Source organism: Serratia sp. C2(1) (genome assembly GCF_036352655.1).
Taxonomy (GTDB): domain Bacteria; phylum Pseudomonadota; class Gammaproteobacteria; order Enterobacterales; family Enterobacteriaceae; genus Serratia; species Serratia inhibens.
The window spans coordinates 225,053-246,100 of sequence record NZ_JAZFBA010000006.1 but is presented as its reverse complement, the minus strand read 5'-3'; the positions used below and the strand labels follow the sequence as shown (position 1 = coordinate 246,100).

At 55.6% G+C, this 21,048-nt stretch carries 15 protein-coding genes and 1 pseudogene; 7 read left to right on the top strand and 9 right to left on the bottom strand.

Annotated features, from left to right (window positions below; all coding sequences use genetic code 11):
• Window positions 1-89: 89 nt before the first annotated feature.
• Window positions 90-329 (bottom strand): 4-oxalocrotonate tautomerase family protein, encoded by a 240-nt coding sequence (locus V2S86_RS23765; RefSeq protein ID WP_330764429.1) that lies wholly within the window; start codon window positions 327-329, stop codon window positions 90-92.
• A gap of 160 nt (window positions 330-489) precedes the next feature.
• On the opposite strand from V2S86_RS23765, the gene V2S86_RS23760 reads away from it, so the two are divergent.
• The gene (locus V2S86_RS23760) at window positions 490-2,523 is read left to right on the top strand and encodes an AsmA family protein (protein ID WP_330764407.1); all 2,034 of its coding nucleotides are present in this window, start codon (window positions 490-492) and stop codon (window positions 2,521-2,523) included.
• 27 nt (window positions 2,524-2,550) lie between these two features.
• Here V2S86_RS23760 and V2S86_RS23755 read toward each other — a convergent pair whose 3' ends face one another.
• From V2S86_RS23755 to yhjD, 3 genes are all read right to left on the bottom strand, one after another.
• A complete protein-coding gene (locus V2S86_RS23755; protein WP_442996162.1) occupies window positions 2,551-3,312 on the bottom strand; it encodes a CDP-diacylglycerol diphosphatase in 762 nt (253 codons plus the stop codon).
• Between the two features lie 100 nt (window positions 3,313-3,412).
• Window positions 3,413-4,735, bottom strand: a complete 1,323-nt coding sequence (locus V2S86_RS23750; RefSeq protein WP_330764406.1) for an MFS transporter — start codon at window positions 4,733-4,735, stop codon at window positions 3,413-3,415.
• A 328-nt stretch (window positions 4,736-5,063) separates the two neighbouring features.
• Window positions 5,064-6,083, bottom strand: coding sequence for an inner membrane protein YhjD (gene yhjD / locus V2S86_RS23745; protein WP_330764405.1), 1,020 nt, complete (start codon window positions 6,081-6,083; stop codon window positions 5,064-5,066).
• 464 nt (window positions 6,084-6,547) lie between these two features.
• Here yhjD and V2S86_RS23740 point away from each other — a divergent pair, with 464 nt between their 5' ends.
• Complete coding sequence (locus V2S86_RS23740) at window positions 6,548-7,414, top strand: crotonase/enoyl-CoA hydratase family protein (RefSeq protein WP_006328758.1); 867 nt, start codon at window positions 6,548-6,550, stop codon at window positions 7,412-7,414.
• Between the two features lie 15 nt (window positions 7,415-7,429).
• Here the strand turns inward: V2S86_RS23740 and pdeR are convergent, their stop codons facing one another.
• Window positions 7,430-9,424 (bottom strand): cyclic di-GMP phosphodiesterase, encoded by a 1,995-nt coding sequence (gene pdeR, locus V2S86_RS23735; RefSeq protein ID WP_330764404.1) that lies wholly within the window; start codon window positions 9,422-9,424, stop codon window positions 7,430-7,432.
• A 555-nt stretch (window positions 9,425-9,979) separates the two neighbouring features.
• Between pdeR and spy the strand changes: the two genes are divergently transcribed.
• Window positions 9,980-10,474: an ATP-independent periplasmic protein-refolding chaperone Spy gene (gene spy / locus V2S86_RS23730; RefSeq protein ID WP_330764403.1), complete on the top strand. Its 495-nt coding sequence runs from the start codon at window positions 9,980-9,982 to the stop codon at window positions 10,472-10,474.
• Window positions 10,475-10,776: 302 nt separating this feature from the next.
• On the opposite strand, the pseudogene V2S86_RS23725 reads toward spy, so the two are convergent.
• A pseudogene (locus V2S86_RS23725) lies at window positions 10,777-10,930 on the bottom strand (Tm-1-like ATP-binding domain-containing protein); the annotation flags it as partial.
• A 439-nt stretch (window positions 10,931-11,369) separates the two neighbouring features.
• Here V2S86_RS23725 and V2S86_RS23720 point away from each other — a divergent pair.
• Together V2S86_RS23720 and V2S86_RS23715 are read left to right on the top strand one after the other, a co-directional pair.
• Window positions 11,370-14,495: an autotransporter outer membrane beta-barrel domain-containing protein gene (locus V2S86_RS23720; protein ID WP_330764402.1), complete on the top strand. Its 3,126-nt coding sequence runs from the start codon at window positions 11,370-11,372 to the stop codon at window positions 14,493-14,495.
• Between the two features lie 475 nt (window positions 14,496-14,970).
• Window positions 14,971-15,822, top strand: a complete 852-nt coding sequence (locus V2S86_RS23715; protein WP_330764401.1) for a helix-turn-helix domain-containing protein — start codon at window positions 14,971-14,973, stop codon at window positions 15,820-15,822.
• Here V2S86_RS23715 and V2S86_RS23710 read toward each other — a convergent pair.
• The 3 genes from V2S86_RS23710 to V2S86_RS23700 all read right to left on the bottom strand — a co-directional run bounded on the left by V2S86_RS23710 (window position 15,812) and on the right by V2S86_RS23700 (window position 18,896).
• The gene (locus V2S86_RS23710; RefSeq protein WP_330764400.1) at window positions 15,812-17,596 is read right to left on the bottom strand and encodes an ATP-binding response regulator; all 1,785 of its coding nucleotides are present in this window, start codon (window positions 17,594-17,596) and stop codon (window positions 15,812-15,814) included. The two genes, V2S86_RS23715 and V2S86_RS23710, sit on opposite strands and share 11 nt — an antisense overlap.
• The gene (locus V2S86_RS23705; protein WP_330764399.1) at window positions 17,593-18,087 is read right to left on the bottom strand and encodes a molybdopterin-dependent oxidoreductase; all 495 of its coding nucleotides are present in this window, start codon (window positions 18,085-18,087) and stop codon (window positions 17,593-17,595) included. Before V2S86_RS23705 ends, V2S86_RS23710 begins: the two co-directional genes overlap by 4 nt.
• A 161-nt stretch (window positions 18,088-18,248) precedes the next feature.
• A complete protein-coding gene (locus tag V2S86_RS23700) occupies window positions 18,249-18,896 on the bottom strand; it encodes a hypothetical protein (protein WP_330764398.1) in 648 nt (215 codons plus the stop codon).
• A 90-nt stretch (window positions 18,897-18,986) separates the two neighbouring features.
• Here V2S86_RS23700 and V2S86_RS23695 point away from each other — a divergent pair, with 90 nt between their 5' ends.
• Window positions 18,987-19,742 (top strand): helix-turn-helix transcriptional regulator, encoded by a 756-nt coding sequence (locus V2S86_RS23695; protein ID WP_330764397.1) that lies wholly within the window; start codon window positions 18,987-18,989, stop codon window positions 19,740-19,742.
• Window positions 19,743-19,862: 120 nt separating this feature from the next.
• A complete protein-coding gene (locus V2S86_RS23690; protein ID WP_330764396.1) occupies window positions 19,863-20,435 on the top strand; it encodes a DinB family protein in 573 nt (190 codons plus the stop codon).
• Window positions 20,436-21,048 lie beyond the last annotated feature (613 nt).

The following is a 21,048-nucleotide window of genomic DNA, read 5'->3' as shown; positions in this document are numbered from 1 at the left end:
GTCAATGGAAATAAAACGACGTTTTAATTAATTTATGATCGCGATCGGGAAACCGAAAAGTTTCCCGATGCGAAGCGAGCCGGCTGCCACTACTTATTAGCGGCTGCACGCAGGTCGGTGACGCTCTGGCCGCCGATACCCCAATTGTCGGTGTCTACTTCATCGATGACCACCACGGTGGTCGCCGGATTTTTCCCCAGCGTATCCACCAACAGTTGCGTCACGCCGGCGATCAGCTGTTTCTTTTGCTCCGGCGTCGCGCCTTCGCGAGTAATTTTGATATTTACGTAGGGCATATTTTTTCCTTGGTTATTGATACCGCTTTCAATGTAGAAGGCTTTTGCGGTCACTTAAAGTTTTATCACCCCGCCGCGCCGGCCAGCCGACGTTCTGCTCGCCTAAAGCGTGAACTCTTGCCTATCCTCGGCTAGGCTTGGTAAAGCCTGCTTATCAATTTTACCGGCAGATGAGCGTGTTCAGGAAGCCGTTATGACAAGAACAGGAAAAGTTTTCAGCTGGGTTGGCGGCATTGTGCTGTTGGTGATTGCCGCGCTGGTGATCTTTGTGATGACCTTCGACTGGAACCGCCTTAAACCGACCATAAACGACAAGGTGTCAGCCGAATTGCAGCGGCCGTTCGCGATCCGCGGCGAGCTGGGTGTGGACTGGGCGCGTGAGAAAGATGAGGTCGGCTGGCGCGCCTGGGTGCCGTGGCCGCATATTCATGCCGAAGACATCGTGTTGGGCAATCCCAAAAATATGCCCGGCGACAGCATGGTCCAATTGCAGCGCGCCGATGCCAGCATCGCACCGTTGGCGCTGTTCGGCAAAGAGGTATTGATTCCGCGCATTTGGCTGAAACAACCGAACGCCACTTTGCAGCGGCTGGCGAACGGCGACAATAACTGGACCTTCAACCTGGCGGGTGACCCCAAACAACCGACGTCCGACTGGTCGGTGAATATTCATGACATTGTTTTCGATCGTGGTCAGATTGATGTTAAAGACGCCATGCTCAAGGCAGATTTCCGTGCGCTGATCGATCCGCTTGGCAAGCCGCTGCCGTTCAGCGAGGTCACAGGAAAAAAAGACGCCGGTCAAGCGGTCACCCCCGACTATGTTTTTGGTTGGAAGGTGAAGGGCAAATACAACGGCGAATCGCTGTCGGGCAGCGGCAAGATGGGCGGCATGCTGTCGTTGCAGAACGCGGAAGTGCCTTTCCCGCTGCAAGCCGACGTGCGCTCAGGCGCAACCCGGGTGGTGGTAACCGGTACGCTGTCCGATCCGATGAACCTTGGCGGGTTGGATCTGCGGGTGAAATTCTCCGGCGATAGCCTGGGCAATCTGTACGCGCTGACCGGCGTGCTGCTGCCGAATACCCCGCCGTACTCTACCGATGGGCACCTGATCGCCCGGCTGCACGAGAAGGGGGGCGCGGTGTTCCAGTACCAGAAGTTCGACGGCAAAATCGGCGACAGCGATATCCGCGGCAATTTGAAATATGTCGCCAGTAAACCGCGACCCAAACTGAGCGGTGAAGTGCTGTCGAAACAGCTGCGCCTGGCCGATTTGGCACCGTTGATTGGTGCGGACTCCAATACGGAAAAAGCCGGCCGTGGGGAGAAGAGCCGCCAGCCGGCCGACAAGGTGTTACCGGTTGAGACATTTGACACCAAAAGCTGGAACGTAATGGATGCGGACGTTAAATTTACCGCGCAACGCATTGAGCGCGGCAGTTCGCTGCCGCTGAGCGATCTCTCTACCCATTTGCAACTGGATAACGGCGTGATCCTGATGGCCCCGTTGCGATTCGGCGTGGCCGGCGGCAACCTCAACGCCACCCTTCGTCTGGATGGCCGTAAAAACCCGATGCAGGGGCGGGTCGATATGCACGCGCGTAAATTCCAGCTTCAGCAATTGCTGCCGAACGTGGCGTCGATGAAGCGCAGCCTGGGGCAGATGAACGGGGATGCCAAACTGACCGGCAGCGGTAATTCGGTGGCCGCTCTGTTGGCAACCAGCAGCGGCGAACTGCGCATGGTGGTTAACAACGGCGTGATCAGCCGTGGCCTGATGGAGCTTCTCGGTCTGAATGTGGGCAACTATCTGGTGGCGAAACTGTTTGGCGACGACGTAGTGGGCATCAACTGCGCAGCGGCGGACGTCGGTATTCGCGATGGCGTCGCTGCGCCTCGGCTGTTCGTGTTTGACACCGAGAACGCCGTTATCAATATCAGCGGCAACACCAATTTGGCCACCGAGCGGCTGGATCTGTCCATCGATCCGGAAAGCAAGGGGATGCGCGTGCTGACGCTGCGCTCACCCCTGTATGTGAAAGGCACCTTCAAGCACCCGGATGCCGGCGTTAAAGCCGGCCCGTTGATTGCGCGCGGTGCGGCTGCGGTGGCGCTGGGCGTGGTATTGGCACCGGCAGCGGCCCTGCTGGCGTTGGTCTCCCCGAGCGAAGGCGGCGATGAAAACCAATGCGGGCAAATCCTGCAAAAAATGAAGCAAAAGAAATGATCTCAATGGCCCGCCAGGTGGGCCATTTTACCTCAACACCCGGCAGTCGTGATCCTGAATCTCTTCTGACGAGGCCAGCGTAAAGGGCAGCAGGCTGCGTTCGGTGGCCAGTAGCAGGAAGTCGCCGCCCGGGAGTGCGGTCATCGCCAGACCAAAGCTGCCCATGCGGCCCTTGGCGCGCGGGACGCCCTCGGCCAACAGGCGGAAAGCACCCTGTTTGGCCAATTCCTCAGGCGCGACCCGGCGCACCAGATAGTCATGGCCCAGCAGGCCACCGGGCAGCGGTTGCCACTGTTCGTTATAATCCGCCGCAAACTGCGCCAGCTGCGTTTTTACCGCCGGCAGCAGGCAGGAAATATGAATGTGCAACTGATTCTGGCTGCGGCCATATTCTGAATTAATTGCCAGTGAAATATCTGCGTCATCAATATCTTTGCCATATTTATCCGCCATAAAATGGCGCGCTGCCCAGGCTTGCGCAAAGAAGTTCGGGGTGGCGGCTTCCAGCACCGTCGGGCTTTCAATACCGGTAATTTTAGCGCTCGGCATCAGTAAATATTGCAGTGGCCCGTTGCGATCCTTAAACACGACAAAGCCGGCCTGCGTGTCGACCTGTGCGCAGGGCGCCGGGTTATTGTGCGCCTGTTGGTTGGGCAGGCACTGTTGGCTGACGATGCGCCAAAGCGCGTCCGGGTGGGACGGTTTCAGCCCGTACCAGGCAGCCAGCGACAGGGCGATAATCATCAGGGGAACAAGGTACCCATACAGCCTGCGGCGCAGAGACATCATCGATTTCCGTTCAACGGGAGGAACGCACAGCATAGTCTGGTTTTATGACAGGAGACAAAGCGGGGAGTGCGGCCCCGTTGAGGGGGCCGCAAAAGAAGGGTTACAGCGACAGATCCCGGGTCTCTTTCATCAGCAGCAAGGCGATCAGCGTGAGGCTGGCCATCGCCGCCAGATACAGACCGACGTAGAACAGGCCGTAGTGGGTCGCCAGCCAGGTCGCGATATAAGGTGCGACCGACGCCCCGAGGATCGACGCCACGTTGTAGGAGAACGATGCGCCGGTATAACGCACCTCTGTCGGGAACAGCTCCGGCAGCAGCGCACCCATCGGGCCGAAGGTCAGGCCCATGATGCTCAGACCGCACAGCAGGAAGCCCATCACCAGCACCTGGTTACCGGAGCCCAACAGGCTCGGGAACAGGAAGGCGAAGGCGATCATCAGCAAAGTAATGGCGATCATGGTCTTGCGGCGGCCAAAGGCATCCGCCAACAGGCCGGCAATCGGCACCATCACGCCGAAACCGATCACCGCCACCATCAGCATCCACAGGAAGGTATTGCGTGAGTAGCCCAGTCCCAGCGGCTGCGCCGTGGTGCCGTAGGTCATCGAGTAAACCGTCATCAGGTAAAACAGGGTATAGGTCGCCAACATGATGAAGGTGCCGAGAATGGTCGCCTTCAGATGCTTGCTCAGCAGGGTGCCGAGCGGGATTTTTACCTGCTTGCCGGCTTTCGCCACTTTGGCGAACACCGGAGTTTCATGCAGCGATACGCGGACATACAGCCCGATCAGTACCAGCGCGGCAGACAGGATAAAGGGCACGCGCCAGCCCCATTCCATAAACTGCTGGTCGGTCAGCAGCCAGGAGAGCAGCAGGAAGGTGCCGTTGGCGAAGAAGAAGCCGATAGGCGCACCCAACTGCGGGAACGAGCCGTACAGCGCGCGCTTTTTAGCAGGCGCATTCTCGGTGGCCAGCAAGGCCGCGCCGCCCCATTCTCCGCCCAGACCAAGCCCCTGGCCAAAACGTGCCAGTGCCAGCAGGATGGGCGCAAAGATGCCAATGGTTTCGTAGCTCGGCAGCAGACCGATCAGCACGGTAGAAATCCCCATGGTGAGCAGCGAGGCGACCAGCGTCACTTTACGGCCCACGCGATCGCCGAAGTGGCCAAACAGCGCCGAGCCAATCGGGCGCGCGATAAAGGCGACGGCGAAGGTGGCCAGCGATTGCAGCGTGGCAGTGGTCGGGTCACCCTGTGGGAAGAAGATATGCGGGAATACGATCACCGCAGCGGTGGCGTAAATATAGAAATCGAAAAACTCGATGGCGGTACCGACCAGCGAGGCGACAATCACTTTTCCGCGTGAGTTTACCGGTGTTGACGCCTCGTCGGCGTCCAGAGTTGGTGCGATGGATGCTTGCATAGTGTTTCTTATTTTTTGAATTTGTAAAAATCCATCTTAGTCATAGCAAAATGCCTTTTCAATGATGAAACTTTGTACAATACCGCTATTAACCGGTTAAAAAGCTTAATGTTTCAACGCTGCGTTTCTCTGCAGGGTTTAACGTTGCAAAATGAATAATATACGGACTTAATCGCTGTAAAAATCGGAAAGAAAAGTTATCCGGTAGTTTGTTATGCTGGTTTTTCCAAAGTGGAAGGTTTCGTTTTGGTTGTATGTGCTGGGTTTTTGGCTTTATTGCAAAATAAAAAACCGGCCAACGAGTGGTGGCCGGTATGATTGCATTGCTTCAGGGGGCTGGCTGCTCGGACGCCGGCAGGGTTTTATCCTCTTTATACTGCGCGGTGGCGATCCAGGCGGCGCAGAACAGCGTCAGGCGGGCGAAGAAATAGAAGAACGCCATCAGCCCAATCACTGAGCCAAAGGCGGCGCCGGAGGGGGATTTAGCCACCTGCGGCAGCGTCATGGTCATCACGAATTTAATCACCTCAAAACCGATGGCGGCGAGCAGCGTCCCGCGCAGCAGCGCTTTTTTCTTCGGCTTGTGGCGAGGCAGCATCCAGAAGATCCACAAGAACAGCAGGTAGTTGGCGAAAATGGATATCGACAGTGCAATCAGCGTCATCGCCGGCCGCAGCCATTCTATTCCTTCCAGACCCAACGCGCTGACGATGGCCGCCTGTGCCGAACCGGCGATGGAGGTCAGCGTCAGGGTAATAATCAGCGCCACCACCAGACCGGTCAGCGAGATAAAGTCGCGGGTATATTTGAAATAGAGCTTTTCCTGGTCCTGCGGATTACGTTCCCACACGTCACGCGACTGCGCCCGGATCGCCTCACGCAGGTTGCCCATCCAACTGATCCCCGAATACAGCGCCAGCGCCAGGCCGGTCAGCCCCACGGTGGTGCGCTGCTGAATGGCGGTATTAACGGTATTTTTCAGCGTGCTGGCCAGCGTGGGATCGCTGATGCTGCCGACAATTTTATTGATCAACCCGGCCAGCAGGTCAGGATTGGACGCCAGCACAAAGCCGACGGCGGCGAACGATACCATCAGAATCGGGATCAGCGAGAGGAACGAAAAGTAGGTGATGGCGGCGCCAAACTGGCTGCCCAGACGATCGTTAAAGCGTTCGGTGGCGCGCAGCAGATGAGCGATGCTTGGCCAGGCTTTGATGCGCTCAACCAAACGTGAAAAACCGGAAATGCGCCGGTCAATTTTCCCGTTGCCGGTTTTGATGGCGATCAGCGGCTTTTGCGGCGTTTCACTGTGGGGCTGACGGGGTTCTTTATCTGATCCTGTAGGCATTACGTCACGATTTCCTTAACGATAAATATACCCGTCATACTTCAACTTGCCTGTGCGTTGGCTGCCTTCACTTACCCGAATCACTTACTGAAGTAAGCTCACCGGGATTCGTTCAGTTGCCGCCTTCCTGCAACTCGAATTATTTAGGGTAGAGGCTGTCTCAGCCTTGATTATAGCCAAAATGCCCGCCGATTGGCCGCCGGGAGCGGCAACCGGGTAATTTGTGAGCTTATCGCGTTGCCCTGCCGGGTGAAATCTCATTGCTCGCCGATAGGTAAAATTCTTATGTCAGCCGCCTGCCAGCGCGGTTTTTTTCATTCACCGCCCGCCAATTTTTATCTATTTCATCACCAAGAAAGCGTTTACTCATGGGGTGGCGCCGTGGTTTACCCATCGCGGCGTTGCTGCAGCCGTAGGGGCTGGAACGGTTTCAACTGTTATCAATAGAGAAAATGGAAGGTCATATGAAATTACTTAATCATCCCACCTGTCGTCCGTTTACCGAAGCGGGCACTTTGACACAGATTTCCGCCTACTATGAGGAAGAGCGGCACATCATGTGGATGCTGCTGCGCGCCGAGCCGCGCCCTTGCTTCAATCAGGCGCTGATCGAAGACATCATGACGCTGGCGCAGGCGGCAAAAGAGTCGTCGCTGCAGTTTGATTTTTGGGTGACAGGTTCGCTGGTGCCGAACATGTTCAACGTCGGCGGCGATCTGCAGTTCTTCGCCGAAGCGATTAAAAATCGCAAACGTGAGGCGATGATGGCTTACGCGCGCGCCTGTATTGATTGTGTGCACGCGGCGGCGCGCGGATTCGATACCGGAGCGGTCAGCATAGCGATGGTGGAGGGCAGCGCGCTGGGCGGAGGATTTGAGGCGGCGCTGGCGCACCATTTCGTTTTGGCGCAAAACAATGCGCGCATGGGTTTCCCGGAAATTGCCTTCAATCTGTTCCCCGGCATGGGCGGCTATTCGCTGGTGGCGCGCAAGGCGGGCATGCGTTTGGCGGAGGAGCTTATCTGGAGCGGCGAGTCGCATACGGCCGAATGGTTTGAAAGCCGTGGGCTGGTCGATCAACTTTTCCAGCCCGGGGACGCCTATATAGCTACCCGCACCTTTATCGATACCATCCGGCCCAAGCTGAACGGCATGCGCGCCATGTTGCGCGCTCGCCAGCGGGTATTGCAGCTTACGCGTTCCGAGTTGATGGACATCACCGAAGATTGGGTGCATTCGGCTTTCACTATCGAGGAGAAAGACCGTGCCTATATCGAACGTCTGGTTATGCTGCAGGATCGTCATACGCTGAATCTGCGTCGTGCCGGCTGATATAACCTGCCCGCATTACGCTGAGGGTGGTGACGGGCAATAAGACTGCAGCCAATGTTCCAGCTGTTCCGGGAGCATTGGCCGCGCAAACAGGAACCCCTGTTTTTCGTCCACGCCAACCTCATCCAGGAACCTGTTCTCGCTTTCTGTCTCAACGCCTTCGGCGATCACCCGGAATTTCAGCGCTTCGGCCGCCGCAACGATAGCGCGTACCAGCGACTGTGAAACCGGATTGAAATTCACCCCGCGCACAAAGCTCTTATCCAGCTTAATGGCATCCAGCGGGATGCGCGCCAGCTGCGCCAGCGAGGAATAACCGGTGCCGAAGTCGTCAAGATGAACCTGTGCACCCAATTCGCGCAGCCGGGTGATGACCGCGCGCGCACGTTTCTCATCCTCAATCAGGCTGCTTTCCGTCAGTTCGAAGTCCAGCAGGCATGGCGCTAACTGGTTGTGCTGCAGCACGTTGATCAGATCCTCCACGATGGAATCATCAACCAACTGACGTGCGGAAAGATTGACGGCGACCCGCAGTGCCAGCCCCTGCCGTTGCCATTGGGCGGCCTGTTTGGCCGCGGTTTGCAGCACCCACCGGCCGAGCGGACCAATCAGCCCGGACTCTTCAGCGTAAGAGATGAATTGCAACGGCGGGATCAGGCCGCGTTCGGGCGAGTTCCAACGCACCAGGGCTTCCACGCTGCGTACCGTGCCGCTGAGCGCATCGATTTTCGGTTGGTAATAAACCACCAGTTGATTCTGCTCCAGACCCTTGCGCAGGTTGGTGTCCAGCCACATATATTCCGCGACCCGCTTGTTCATTTCCGGTGAGAACACGGTAAAGGTGCGTTTGCCGTGCTCTTTGGCGACGTACATGGCGGTGTCGGCGCTACGGATCAAGCCGTCGAGATCGTTACCGTGTTCCGGGCACAGCGCGATACCAATCGAACAGCCGGTATAAACTTCGATAAGGCCGATACGGAAGGGCGTTTTCAACCGGTCGATAATACGCCTGGCCAGCTGTTGCAACTGCTCGCGGTTGGCCTGTTGGGCCAGCACCAGGAATTCGTCGCCCCCAAGGCGAGCCAGAACCTGATCGGGTTCAAGACAGCCGAGCACCGCCAGCGACACTTCCACCAACAAGCGATCGCCGAACATATGCCCGTAGGCGTCATTCACTTTTTTGAAATTATCGAGATCGAGGTACACCAACCCAACGTTGTTGTCACAACGTGCCGCAATGGCCTGGATAATTTTGTCCTGAATGGCGTTGCGATTGGGCAAACCGGTGATGGTATCGGTATTGGCCAGCACCCGCAGGCGTTCCTGGGCCCGGCGTTCTTCGGTGATGTCGGTGCCGGAGCAAATCAGGAAGACCTCGTTTTTTCCGCTACCGCTGTGGACGAATTTGTTGCGGAATAAAAACAGCCGCTCGCCTTTTACCGTTTTGACCCAGCGTTCCACCTCGTAAGATGAGCCATTGCGGAAAAAACCGGCGATATTTCGCCGCGATGCCGCCGCTTCTTCCGGGCTCATAAACAGCTGAAAGACGTTTTTGCCTATGACGTCATGTTCAAGCAGACCGGTATATTCTTCGCTCAGGCGGTTGAAACGTTGGATGCGACCATGTTGATCGACAATCACAATCACCGAATTGGCTTCTGATACCACCTGTTCGGCAAAGGAAAGCCCATGCACCAGATCGCGGGCGACGGATTTGGTGTCGCTGAAAGCGGAGGCGGTGCCGGCCCATTCCAGTTTGTTGATCCGGCGGCCCACCAGGTGCAAATGGATCGGTTCGCCGACCAGCGTAATTGAGATATCCAGGCTGGCGGTGATGCCGCTCAGGCGCCTGATTTTTGCCGCCTGCATGGCGCTGAGCGCTACGGCCATATGGGCTTTGCCTTTGACAGCGGACAGCTCCAGGGCATTGCTGTCGAACGCCAGCCGCCAGTAGGGGCTGTTGGTGCCAAAGTGGGCGTTAAGAAGCATAGGACCTTGGTCTGCGAACATGATGATTCCTCAAAAGGGCACGACAGCCAGGTCTCCGCAATGAGCGTAGCAGCAGTTTTCAGGCTCGGTAGCGGCCGCAGTGCACGTATCTCCATCATATAACACGTTTTTCACGGGCGGGCATGGGTGATGAAACTATTATATAAGCAATAATTAGTTTTGCTGTGTAAATGTCCCCTTCGCCGCCGGTTGCTTTGAGTGTAAGAGAAAAACCTTCAGTTACGGGAAACGCGTACGATTTCTGCGCATGGGTGCCGCCATATTGTTGAAGGGCGGTTGCAGCGGATGGGGTAAATTATAATAAAGGGGCCAGACGGCAGGAATAACCCCATTGGGGGGAATTTTAATTTCCTCAGGCAATCAAAATTTCCGGACAATAGACACTTTCTCCATAATTTATTCAAAGTTGTCGAATAAATCTGTTTGGGGTTTTAAAAAATTTACACAGCATCGCATTACTCTATGTTTAACGGCCTACTATTATCCCCGACGAACGAAAGAAGAGCCTGTTCACGTACAGCGCTCCTGATGAAGAATAATTTTAAGGAAATGATTATGCGTAAACTGACCGCTTTATTTGTAGCTTCTACTCTGGCGCTGGGCTCTGCTTCCATGGCCTTTGCCGCCGACACCACGGCGGCGCCGGCACCGGCTGATGCCGCACCGATGAAAATGATGCACCATAAAGGTGAAGGCAAAGGTGGGCCGTTTGCCGGCTTGAACCTGACCGAACAGCAGCGCCAGCAAATGCGCGACATCATGAAAGAATCGCATCAGAATCGCGGTGCGGGTGTAAAAGAGGAACGTCAGGCGTTGCATAACCTGGTGGCCAGCGACAGCTTCGATGAAGCAAAAGCGAAATCCCAAATTGATGCCATCAGCAAAGCGCAGTCCGAACATATGCTGGAACGCGCCAAAGCGGAAAATAAAATGTATAACCTGCTGACCCCTGAGCAGAAAAAACAATACAATGAGAATTATCAGAAACGCGAACAGAAAATGATGGACCACATGAATAAAATGAAATCGAAAATGGCGACCGAACAGTAATAACGTCATGGAGTAAATAAAAAGGGCCGGATTATTTATCTGGCCCTTTTGCTTATGCTCAGCTATTGCTGACCAAAAATGCATGCTCCCATCGGATAATGAGAATAAAAATCATCCGGCGTAGGGGTAATCTGCTGCAATTATTCGGCAATGACCTGTGCAAAACGCGGATCGTTAATATGATAAGGCGTTTTTATCAGCCGACGTCTGCTTGTTTGCTGCAGCGTGCCTTCCAGCAGCCAGTGCGCGCGATCCCTCAACGGCTGGTCCGGCGCATCCAGGGCCTAAGCGCCCCGCTCGACAATCTGATGTGCTGCATGACTCATTACCCGGCGTGACAGGCGATTTAAACCAGCGATATCGGTCACGGAGTACAGCATACCGATATCGCTGGCACCGACATGCGGAGATGTTCCCCGCTGCCATGCTCGACACCATCAGTTTCGGCAGGCCGAAGAAGATGCGATGAACAGCAGAAAACCGTTAGCATGATAATCCAATTTTCAACCTTCTCCTCTGTCAAAACCAGCACATTTCACTGAGTAAATATTGGCAATTTTTATAATTGAAAGTGATAAGAAGAGGCAAGCAAGCTTTTTTATCAGCCTGAGGAAAAATAGCCTTTGGCTTTTTTGTTTTTATATTATTCATATTTATCATTGAATTATATTTTTATCTGCCGCAAATAAAACAGGTTCTCCGGCCATTTTGGGTCATTGGAAATCCTTATGCATCCCCTCTCTTTTACCGAACGGTTATCGAACCCAATCAGGCGATCTCGCTATTGACCCATTAGGCATGCTTGAGATTGTTGTGCTTTATTTATTTGGTGTTACGAGATTGTTACACAAAAAACCAATAAAACATTTGCAAACAACAATGGATGGTATCTGGGATGGAATGTAAACGTAGAGGAGTCAAGCCTGTTCAGGCGGCTTTTGGCTGGCCTGAAATTGGCGTGAATCGGGCGCAATGGAGCGCAGTGCTTTTATGTCTGGCGGCGATCGGTGGAGCGCAGGCTGCACCCTATGTCGAGAGCGGCAGGCAGGGCGATCCGGCCAGCTGGCGCAGCGATGAATTCAATGCCAACTGGGGGCTGGGCGCAATCCATGCCGATGAGGCCTATGCGGCGGGCTATACCGGCAAAGGGCAAAAAGTGGGGATCTTCGATACCCCGGTGAACAAGCATCCTGAATTTGCCGGCGACGGCAAGCTGACCAACGTGGTGACCGAAGGCTATCGTGCCTATACCGACCCGCATCGGCCGGGGATTAATGCCGGCGATCGTTTTTACTTCGACGGGACCTTCCATTTTTACAGCGGCTCGCAAGGGCTGTTGAGTAATCACGGTGTCCATGTGGCGGGTATCACTGCCGCCAATCGCGACGGCACCGGCATGCACGGCGTTGCCTTTGATTCGCAGATCGTCAGCGTGGACAACGACAACGACGGTCCGGCTTACGGTGAGTTCCTCGGGCTGGACGGCAGCGTGACCAACGCAGGTTGGCAGGCGATGATCAACAACGGCGTACGGGTGATCAACAACAGTTGGGGCGTCAGTATTCCCGATTTTCTCTCGGACAATGGCAAAACCCCCGACGCCCTGCATTTTGAGTTACAAGACGCGCAAGAACAGTTTGATCAGGTTAAACCGCTGCTTGGCAGCCTGGCCGGTGCGGGGTATCAGGGGGCGATCGACGCCGCCCGTAAAAACATTCTGGTGCTGTTTGCCGCCGGTAACGACGGGAACTACAACCAACCGGATGTGATCAGCGGTCTGGCCTATTTTGTGCCGGATATTGCGCCCAACTGGCTGTCGATTGCCAGCGTCGCGCAAGATGCCGCTTCCACCAACAGCGTGCCTTACACCCTCAGCAGTTTCTCTTCACGCTGCGGTTATACCGCCAGCTTCTGCGTCTCGTCGCCGGGCAGTAAAATTTACAGCACCGTGGCTAACGGTTCGGATCCGAATCAACTGGTCTCGGACTACGGCAATAAAAACGGTACCTCGATGGCGACGCCGCACGTGACCGGCGCGGTCGCCGTATTGCTGCAGCGCTTCCCGTACATGACGTCGGCGCAAATTGCCGACGTGTTGAAAACCACCGCCACCGATATGGGCGCGCCGGGTATCGATGCGCTGTACGGCTGGGGGATGATCAACCTGGGCAAAGCGATTAACGGGCCGGGGATGTTCTATACCCTTGAAGATATTCCGCAGGAGTTCCGTATTCCCGATCCGGCGGGCGTGGCTTACGGCTCGTCGCAGTTTGTCGCCAATATTCCCGGCCTGGGAGCGGAGGTCGATCAAGGCACGTTGCATGCGCGCATTTGTGATGACTTCCACTGTGGTTGGGAAGTGTACTCAAATAACATTTCCGGCCACGGCGGCCTGACCAAAGAGGGGGCGGGCACGCTGCTGCTGACCGGTGCCAACACTTACGCCGGCCCGACGTGGGTTAACGAGGGTCTGCTGGCAATCAACGGTTCGGTCACCTCAGCAGTGACGGTGCAAAACGCCGGTATTCTGGGCGGCTCCGGCAGTGTCGGTTCGCTGACCGCCCGCCGTGGCGGCACCGTGGCGCCGGGCAACTCGATCGGCACGCTCAACGTGGCCAACAACGTCAGCTTCGATCCGGGGTCACGCTATGCGGTGGAAGTGGCGGCAAACGGCCAGAGCGATCGGATCCACAGCGGCGGATCGGCGACGATCGGCGGCGGTGAGGTGGCAGTTTCGCTGGAGAACAGCCCTAACCTGTTATCGCAGAGCGAAGTGCGCAGCTTGCTCGGCCAACAGTACAACATTCTGACGGCGGATCAGGGCGTCAGCGGGCAGTTTGACGCGGTGGCACCGAATTATCTGTTCCTGGGCACCGGGTTGAGCTATCAGCCGAATCAGGTGACGCTGAACGTCGGTCGTAATGACACCTCCTTCGCCAGCGTGGCGCAAACGCAGAACGAGCGTGCGGTGGCGGCGGCGGCGGATGCGCTGGCGGCGGGCAATCCGGTGTACGAGAGCATCCTCAGCGCCGGTTCGGCGGGGGAAGCGCGGCAGGCGTTCCGTCAGCTGTCCGGGCAGATCCACGCGGACATCGCGTCGGCGCAGGTCAACGACAGCCGCTACCTGCGCGAGGCGCTCAACGGCCGCCTGCGGCAGGCGGAAGGGCTGGCGACCTCACCGGACATCAAGTCCGACGAAGGCGGTGCCTGGGCACAGTTGCTGGGCGCCTGGGACCATGCGTCGGGCGATGCCAACGCCACGGGTTATCAGGCATCCACCTACGGGGTGCTGCTGGGGCTGGACTCGGCGTTGGCAGACGACGGGCGATTGGGCGTCGCGACCGGCTATACCCGCACTTCGCTGGACGGTGGCTACGGCTCGAACGCCGACAGCGACAACTACCATCTGGCGGTGTACGGCGGCAAACAGTTCGGTGAGCTGGCGCTGCGCGCCGGCGGCGCCTACACCTGGCACCGCATCGATACCTCGCGCTCGGTCAACTATGGCATGCAGTCGGATCGCGAAACCGCGAAGTACAGTGCGCGCACCGAGCAGGTGTTCGCCGAAGCGGGTTACAGCGTGAAAGCCGGCTGGGTGAACCTGGAGCCGTTCGCCAACCTGGCGTACATCAACTTCCAGAACAACGGCATCTCTGAAGACGGCGGGGCAGCGGGGCTGCATGGCGACAAGCAGCACACCGACGCCACCGTCTCGACGTTGGGGCTGCGCGCCGATACCGAGTGGCAGGCGAGCAAAACGACGTCGGTGGCACTGCGCAGCGAACTGGGCTGGCAGCATCAGTACGGCGATCTGGATCGCGGTACCGGGCTGCGCTTCAACGGCGGCAGTTCGCCGTTTGTGGTGAACAGCGTGTCGGCATCGCGTGACGGTGCGGTGCTGAAGGCCAGCGCAGAAGTGGCGGTGAACAAAAACGCCACGCTGTCGCTGGGCTACGGCGGCCTGCTGTCGCAGAACCATCAGGACAACAGCGTCAACGCCGGTTTTACCTGGCGTTTTTAACGATCTTCGCCTGAAAGATACGGGGTCAGCTTGCTGGCCCCGTTTTTATTGGGGCCGGGTAACAGTGACGGCAAGGGAAGCTGTCCGTATGATGCCTCGCGCAGTTTGGCGAAAAAACGGCAATAAAAAACCGGGACCCTTGCGGATCCCGGTTCAAAAGTGGGTAAAACAGATTAGCGCTACGGCTCAAATCCCGGTTTGCTTACAAACTGAGTGAATGCATGCACCCTTCAGCAGCGGCAATCGGAACTAATTTTCCCTGGTGTTATTATGGTTATTATTAAAAGTGGTTCTAGTATTATTTTTTATAGTGTATTGCTGTATGTGTCTTTTGATACCATGTTTGACCATAGAACATGGTATGTCAAGCAACGTTTTTAAATTAAGATTGCATGGTATGCAATGTTTTGTCGGTACTTCTTCATAATTCATAATTAAAATAATTGATAAATAAGCAGAAAAATCGAAGGGAAAAATGGATAACAATCACCACAAATTCGATTCGTTGTCGATTGCAAACCGGGTCAGGGAACTGTTTTTGCATTACGGCATTGGTAAGCGGCAGCATGCAAAAGAGCTTAGCCGCATTCTGGATCTGAGTTTTTCACATGCGCATCGAAAACTGAAAGGGCAAAGCCCCTGGACGCTGGAACAGATCAACAGCGTAGCGGCTGCGTTGGGCGAAACGCCGGCGGCTATCGCGGACATGGGCGCCGAACAAGAGGCGACGGCGCAAACTATGGCGCAGGATGCCATCTTTTTTGTGGCGGGTGCGGAAATTGCCTGCGTCGCTCATATCGGCGATGAACTGCCGGCCGGGCGACAGGCGGAGTTCGTGGCGCTGAAGCCGGATCAACACTGGCATATTTATCGTGCGGACGATGCGCCGTTGGGTAAACGCTTTTGGGTTGAATTGATCGAGATCCGCCCGAACCACACCGATGATGAGCGTTTGAGCATTGCGGTGCTGGATGATTCGCACCAGGCGGCGGATGAGCTGGCAAAATACCTCGATGGCCGCGGTTTCACGGCGGTGGCATTCTACGACGTCGGCAGTTTTTGCCAGGCGCTGCAACAAAGCCTGTTCGACGGTTACGTGGTCGACTGGCTGATCGGCGAGGAAACGGCGGATAAATGCATTGAAGCCATTCGCAGCTCCGACAACCCGGATGCGCCGGTGCTGGTGCTGACCGGCCAGTTGGGCACCGATCAGCGCGAGTCGGAAATCGCCAAGGCGATGCGTGACTATGACGTGCTCGGCCCCTATGAAAAGCCGGTGCGGCTTCACGTCATCGAAGCCGCCTTGTTGCGGTGTTTTAATCTTTAGCGGTGAACAGTGAAGCCAACGCGGTGGACAGCGCGTCCAACCGTACCGGCTTCATTAAATAGTTATCGAACAGCGCCCGCTGTTCGGCAGACAGTTGTTCCGGGGGATAGGCGCTGATGCCGATAATCGGCACCTGGCGGTTGGGGCCGCGGCGGCTACGCAGTTGTTTGGCCAGCGCGGCGCCATCGATGCCGGGCATTTGCAGGTCCAGCAGCAGCGCGTCGTAAGGGCGCCGGAACAGCTTTTGCAGCGCCCGTTCAGGCGAGTTGCACAGCTCGTGCCGGTAACCCAGCTTGTCCAACAGCGCCGCAAAGGCGTCGCTTACCGACTTATTGTCATCCACCACCAGAATATGCTGCTGTTTCTGCGCCAGGCCGTGGTGCTGCGCCGGTGTTGCGCCCGATTCCTCTTCATCGCCGATCTCGACAGGGATGCTGACGATAAAGGTACTGCCTTTTTTGATTTCGCTGTAGACGGTAATGGTGCCGTTGAGCAGCGTCACCAGCCCGTGCACAATCGCCAACCCCATGCCGACGCCGCCATACTGCCGGGTGTGCGACTGATCAAGCTGGGTAAAGGGCCTGAATATCTGGTCGAGCATCTCTTTTTCGATGCCGATACCGGTGTCGGTAACCTCGATAATCAGCGAACTGCCGGTAGGTTGCCGCCGCAGACAACTGTGCAGCGTGATGGTGCCGCTTTCGGTGTATTTATAGGCGTTGGTCAGCAGGTTGACGATAATCTGCCTGATCCGCAGCGGATCGGAATGTATTTGCTGGTGGCCGCACTCAACCTCGCACAGCAGCGTAACCCGATCTTTCTGGCTCAGCTTGGTGATTTCGTTCGCCGTCTCCTCGATCAAGCGTTGGGCGTCGAACGGCACTATGCGCAGTTCCATCATGCCGCTGTCCAGATGGGCATAATCGGTCAGGTCCTTCATCTGGCTCTCAACCTGCTGCGCGGCGGTTTCCAGCCGCTGGAAGGTGTCCGCATGTTCGGCCGACACTTTAGTATTCACCAATACGTCAATGGCGGACATGATGCTTTGCAGCGAGGTACGCAACTCGTGGCCGATGGCGCCGAGAAAGGCATTTTTGCTGCGCGTGGCTTTCTCCGCCTCAATCGCTTTGGCCTGCTGCCGGATGGTCAGGCGCTGCTGGCGCAATACAATCAGGGTGATGGCAATCAGCGCGATCACCGAGAACATGACGATCACCAGGCCATAAAAAATGATGTGCCGCTTTTCGATATAGTCTTCATAGGCGACGGTACGCTGCTTCACCTCGGCGTGATCGGTCAGGTTGGCCATCTCAATCGAGTAGGGCTTGATTTGCTTCATGGCTTGAGAAATGCGGGTGAAGTCAATCGCCGGGCTATTCAGCAACGTATCGATCCGATCCATTTGCCGGCGCATTTGGGTGACCACTTCCGGGTAACCCGGCTCGGCATACAGCGGCTGCGTGGATTCGGATACCGTTTCCAGCACGTAAAAGCGTGAATAAAGGATTTCAAATTTAAGCCTGAGATCTTCGCTATCCACCCGCGACGCGTTTTTCTGTTGTTCGACCAGGGTGTCAAATTCGGCCAGCTTGATGGCGAATTTGGCGATCGACCAAGAATAGTTTTCCTGCGTGCCGGCAATGGCATACAGCCCTTTCTTGGATAGGGTGGCGCTGTAGTAATACAGCGTTACCGTAGAGGCAACCAAAAAAAGCGCGGCAAAAATCGCTGGGATCGCCAACCTGCTGCCGCTTTTAAATCCTTTAAGCTTCATTTAATTACAATCCTGTCCACTTGCCAGATAAAGCGCGAGTTGTAGAGCGGGGAATTTAACTCAGGCCCTGCGGCATCCCTTGGATAAACCAAAAACAGCGGTCCGAAGTTTCTGATCTTCAGCATTTCGCCGTCCATCTTGTAGGCCAAAATTATATTGTATTTCTCGACGTCGGACAGCGGCACGTCGATGTAATAATCGTTCAGCGCATAAAACGTCAGCGTGCTGCCTTTGGCCCCCACGCGTGCCAAAATGTCCGCCACGGCCACTCCTTCGAACTTTCTTTGCGGCGTCCAGGAGGTCGAGGTGGTGATGCTGTGCACCGGCATGGCCAGCAGTTGCTTATCGGTAAACAGATAGCTTTTTTTTGCCGGGTCGGTGGCATTTTCGATATTGCCCGTCACTTCCAGGGTGAAACTTAGCGCGCTGGATTGAACGATGACCAGCGCAAAAAATGCCCACGCGGCGTTTTTAAAAAAAGTGAACAGCATCGGTGCTCTCCAGAAGTAACGGAAATCTGCATAAGGCCTGCTAATTTAACAGACAAAAATCATGACAGAAAATACGGGGTTGCGCCGGAGGGAATGATAAAGGAAGTGAAAACAGGCAGACCGGGGCATGACCCCGGTCTGAGAGGGGAACGGGGGCGGGTTTAGTCGGCAGAGGCGGCCCGGAGAATATTCACTGCGGCCGACAGGCTAACCGGGGCGCTGGACAGAGGAACTTGGTCGGTTGCGATCGTGGCTAACGCGCCCTCCATCCACGGATGCATCAGCACCACGCCGGTAGCCCCCTGTTGGTTGGCCTGTTCGGCAGCCAGTGCGGTAAGCAGCAGAGCCGCTTGGGTATTGCCCTGTTGCAGCTGCAAGCCACAGTCCGGCACAACCCGGGCTTCAACCTTTTGGCCGGCACGCTTGCCTGCTTCTTCAAACAACCGTTGCGTATACAGCGCCGAGGCTTCGGTGGCGCACAGGGCGACGATCGAATCACTTGCCTGCAGCGCTCTTTGCGCCAGCACATAGTCCGCTCTGAGTATCGGGACGGGCGAGGTTGCGGCGAGCGCTTTAGCTGCGCTGGAGAGCGTGGAACAGGTCAGCACCACCACATCGGCAGTTTGGCTGAGCGTTTCAAGCGCGGCGCAGACCTGTTGTTCCAGGTCCGGCGCTCCCGCTTCCGCGGCGGCACGCAGATCGGCGCGAACGGCGTGAACCAGTGCATCTGCGGGCAAGCCGAAGCGGGACGCGGCCTGAGTAAATAGCGCAATATTGGTTTCAAAGGTATGCAGTAACGCGATGCGCATGTGGGGGCTCCATGAGGTTTTGACGGTTGCCTGCAAACTAGCGTACTTTCTGACGGGTAATGTCCAAATTTCATGATGAAAAGTACAAATATGCACAAGCATGACCGGCTGGCCGCCTTTCTCAGGGCATTTGATCTGAAAGCCAGGGTGCTTTCCGGCCCGACAGACTCTGCCAACCTCTACGTCGCTGCGCGTGAGATGGGTGAAGGGGCGTCGCATATCCGTTTTAACGTCGCCGGCGGGCCGCCGCCGGAAGGTGAGTTTGCCGTCATCGTCAGCGCCGGCGTCGACTTTTCCGGCGAGCTGAACCCGCTGGTCGGCACCTTGCCTGACCGAATGGACTTCTTGCTGGCGGATACGCCGGCGCTGCAGGGCGTGGCCGATTTGTTCATTGGCGAAGCGCAATCCCCCCGTTGTGGCACGGTGTCGGTGCAAGACCGGTTGTGCGAAGTCATCATTGTGCTGGTCATCAGGCGCGCTATTGCCGCCGGTGCGGTGAAAGCCGGCATGTTGGCCGGGCTGGCCCATCCCGCCCTGCACCGCAGCCTGGTCGCCATGCATGACGAACCGGCCTGCAAATGGTCGGTTGAAAGACTGGCGCAGATCGCCGGTATGTCGCGCAGCCATTTTATCGAGCGATTCGGTACGGTTGTGGGGGAAACGCCGGGGGCCTATCTCACGGCATGGCGTTTAACGCTGGGCAGAAAAGCGCTGATGTCAGGGCGAAGCGTCAAGCAGGTGGCCTATCAGGTTGGGTTTGGCAGCGTGGAGGCGTTTTCGCGGGCATTTTCTGCCAAATATGGCGTGCCGCCGAGCTCAGTAAAAAATGGCATAGGATTACAATAATGAAATAAAAAGCCAGGTGCCGAGGCAACCTGGCTTTTTTGATGCACAATCAGGTGACTGGCGCAGGGTAATCGACGCTTTTTTAAAAAACGTTAAATGTTGAAATCAGGAGTTCACAGCATGTCAGTGGTGACGAATAACTCGCTTCTCAGTGAAACGGCCGTTCAGACAGCGCCGACGGCCTCGGCCCTCAACACATTGAAAATGCTGGTGCGTTACAAAGCCTGGGCGGATGCATTGACGTTCAGCAACGTCAGATCCTTGCCGGAGGGTGAAGCCCTGAAACAGCGCCCGACGCGGTTTGGCAATATGGTGCATACGTTGAACCATATTTATGTGGTGGACGATATTTTCAGGCACCATCTGCAGGGGAAAAAGCACGGCTATACCGCGCGCAATACCGAGCATACGCCGGCGCTAGAGGATTTGTGGCAGACGGTGCAGGAAATGGACCGTTGGTATATCGATCTGGTGGATAGCTGGTCAAACGAGGATCTGACGAAAGCCGTCCATTTCGAGTTTGTCGGTGGGGGGGAGGGCGTGATGACGCAGGAGGAAATCGTGCTGCACCTGGTGAATCATGCCACCTATCACCGGGGCTTTGTCGGCGACATGATGTACCAGGTGCCCTTTACGCCGCCATCGAATGACCTGCCGGTGTTTATCAGGGATCATTTCAACCAGGCCCGATAAGTGGGGAACTGGCTGCCGAGCATGCGGTTTTTTGAAACTTCCGCATCGATAGAAACAGGTCAGAATATTGAAGCGCCTGACCTTATTTCTATCCTTAATATCGCCACACCAGTGAAAAACCGATACCATTGCCGAAAGGCAGGAAATTTTTCTTGGGAACTCCATGTTAGCACTCCATAGATATAAAGGCTTTATAATACTGATTAGATAATTGACCTGGTTTCAGCTGTGCGCCTGTACATCTAAAATGTTAAGTGACGCAAATAAATTACCGAGCCCAGGGGAAGTAAAATACCATGCAGGATTATCTGGTGAAGCATTATGGTTGCTGTTGGATTGCAATTGAAATATTGCTTTGGGTTGATGGTTTTTTTTTGTTTACCCTGCATGGAAAACTAAGTAATTATAAGTTTATTTCGTCTTGTATATAAAATAAGTATCTATTTGAATTGCCTGTTTGACTGTTGATAAAAACAATTAGGATAAGGTACTGTTTTTTTTATGAAAATTTATTTGTCTCTGCGCGTCAGCTTGCTTAAGCTTGTAGATATCATTTCTTGTCACTATTGGTTGTTGCAAAATTGATGCTGTTAGTGAAAGAAATATATAAATT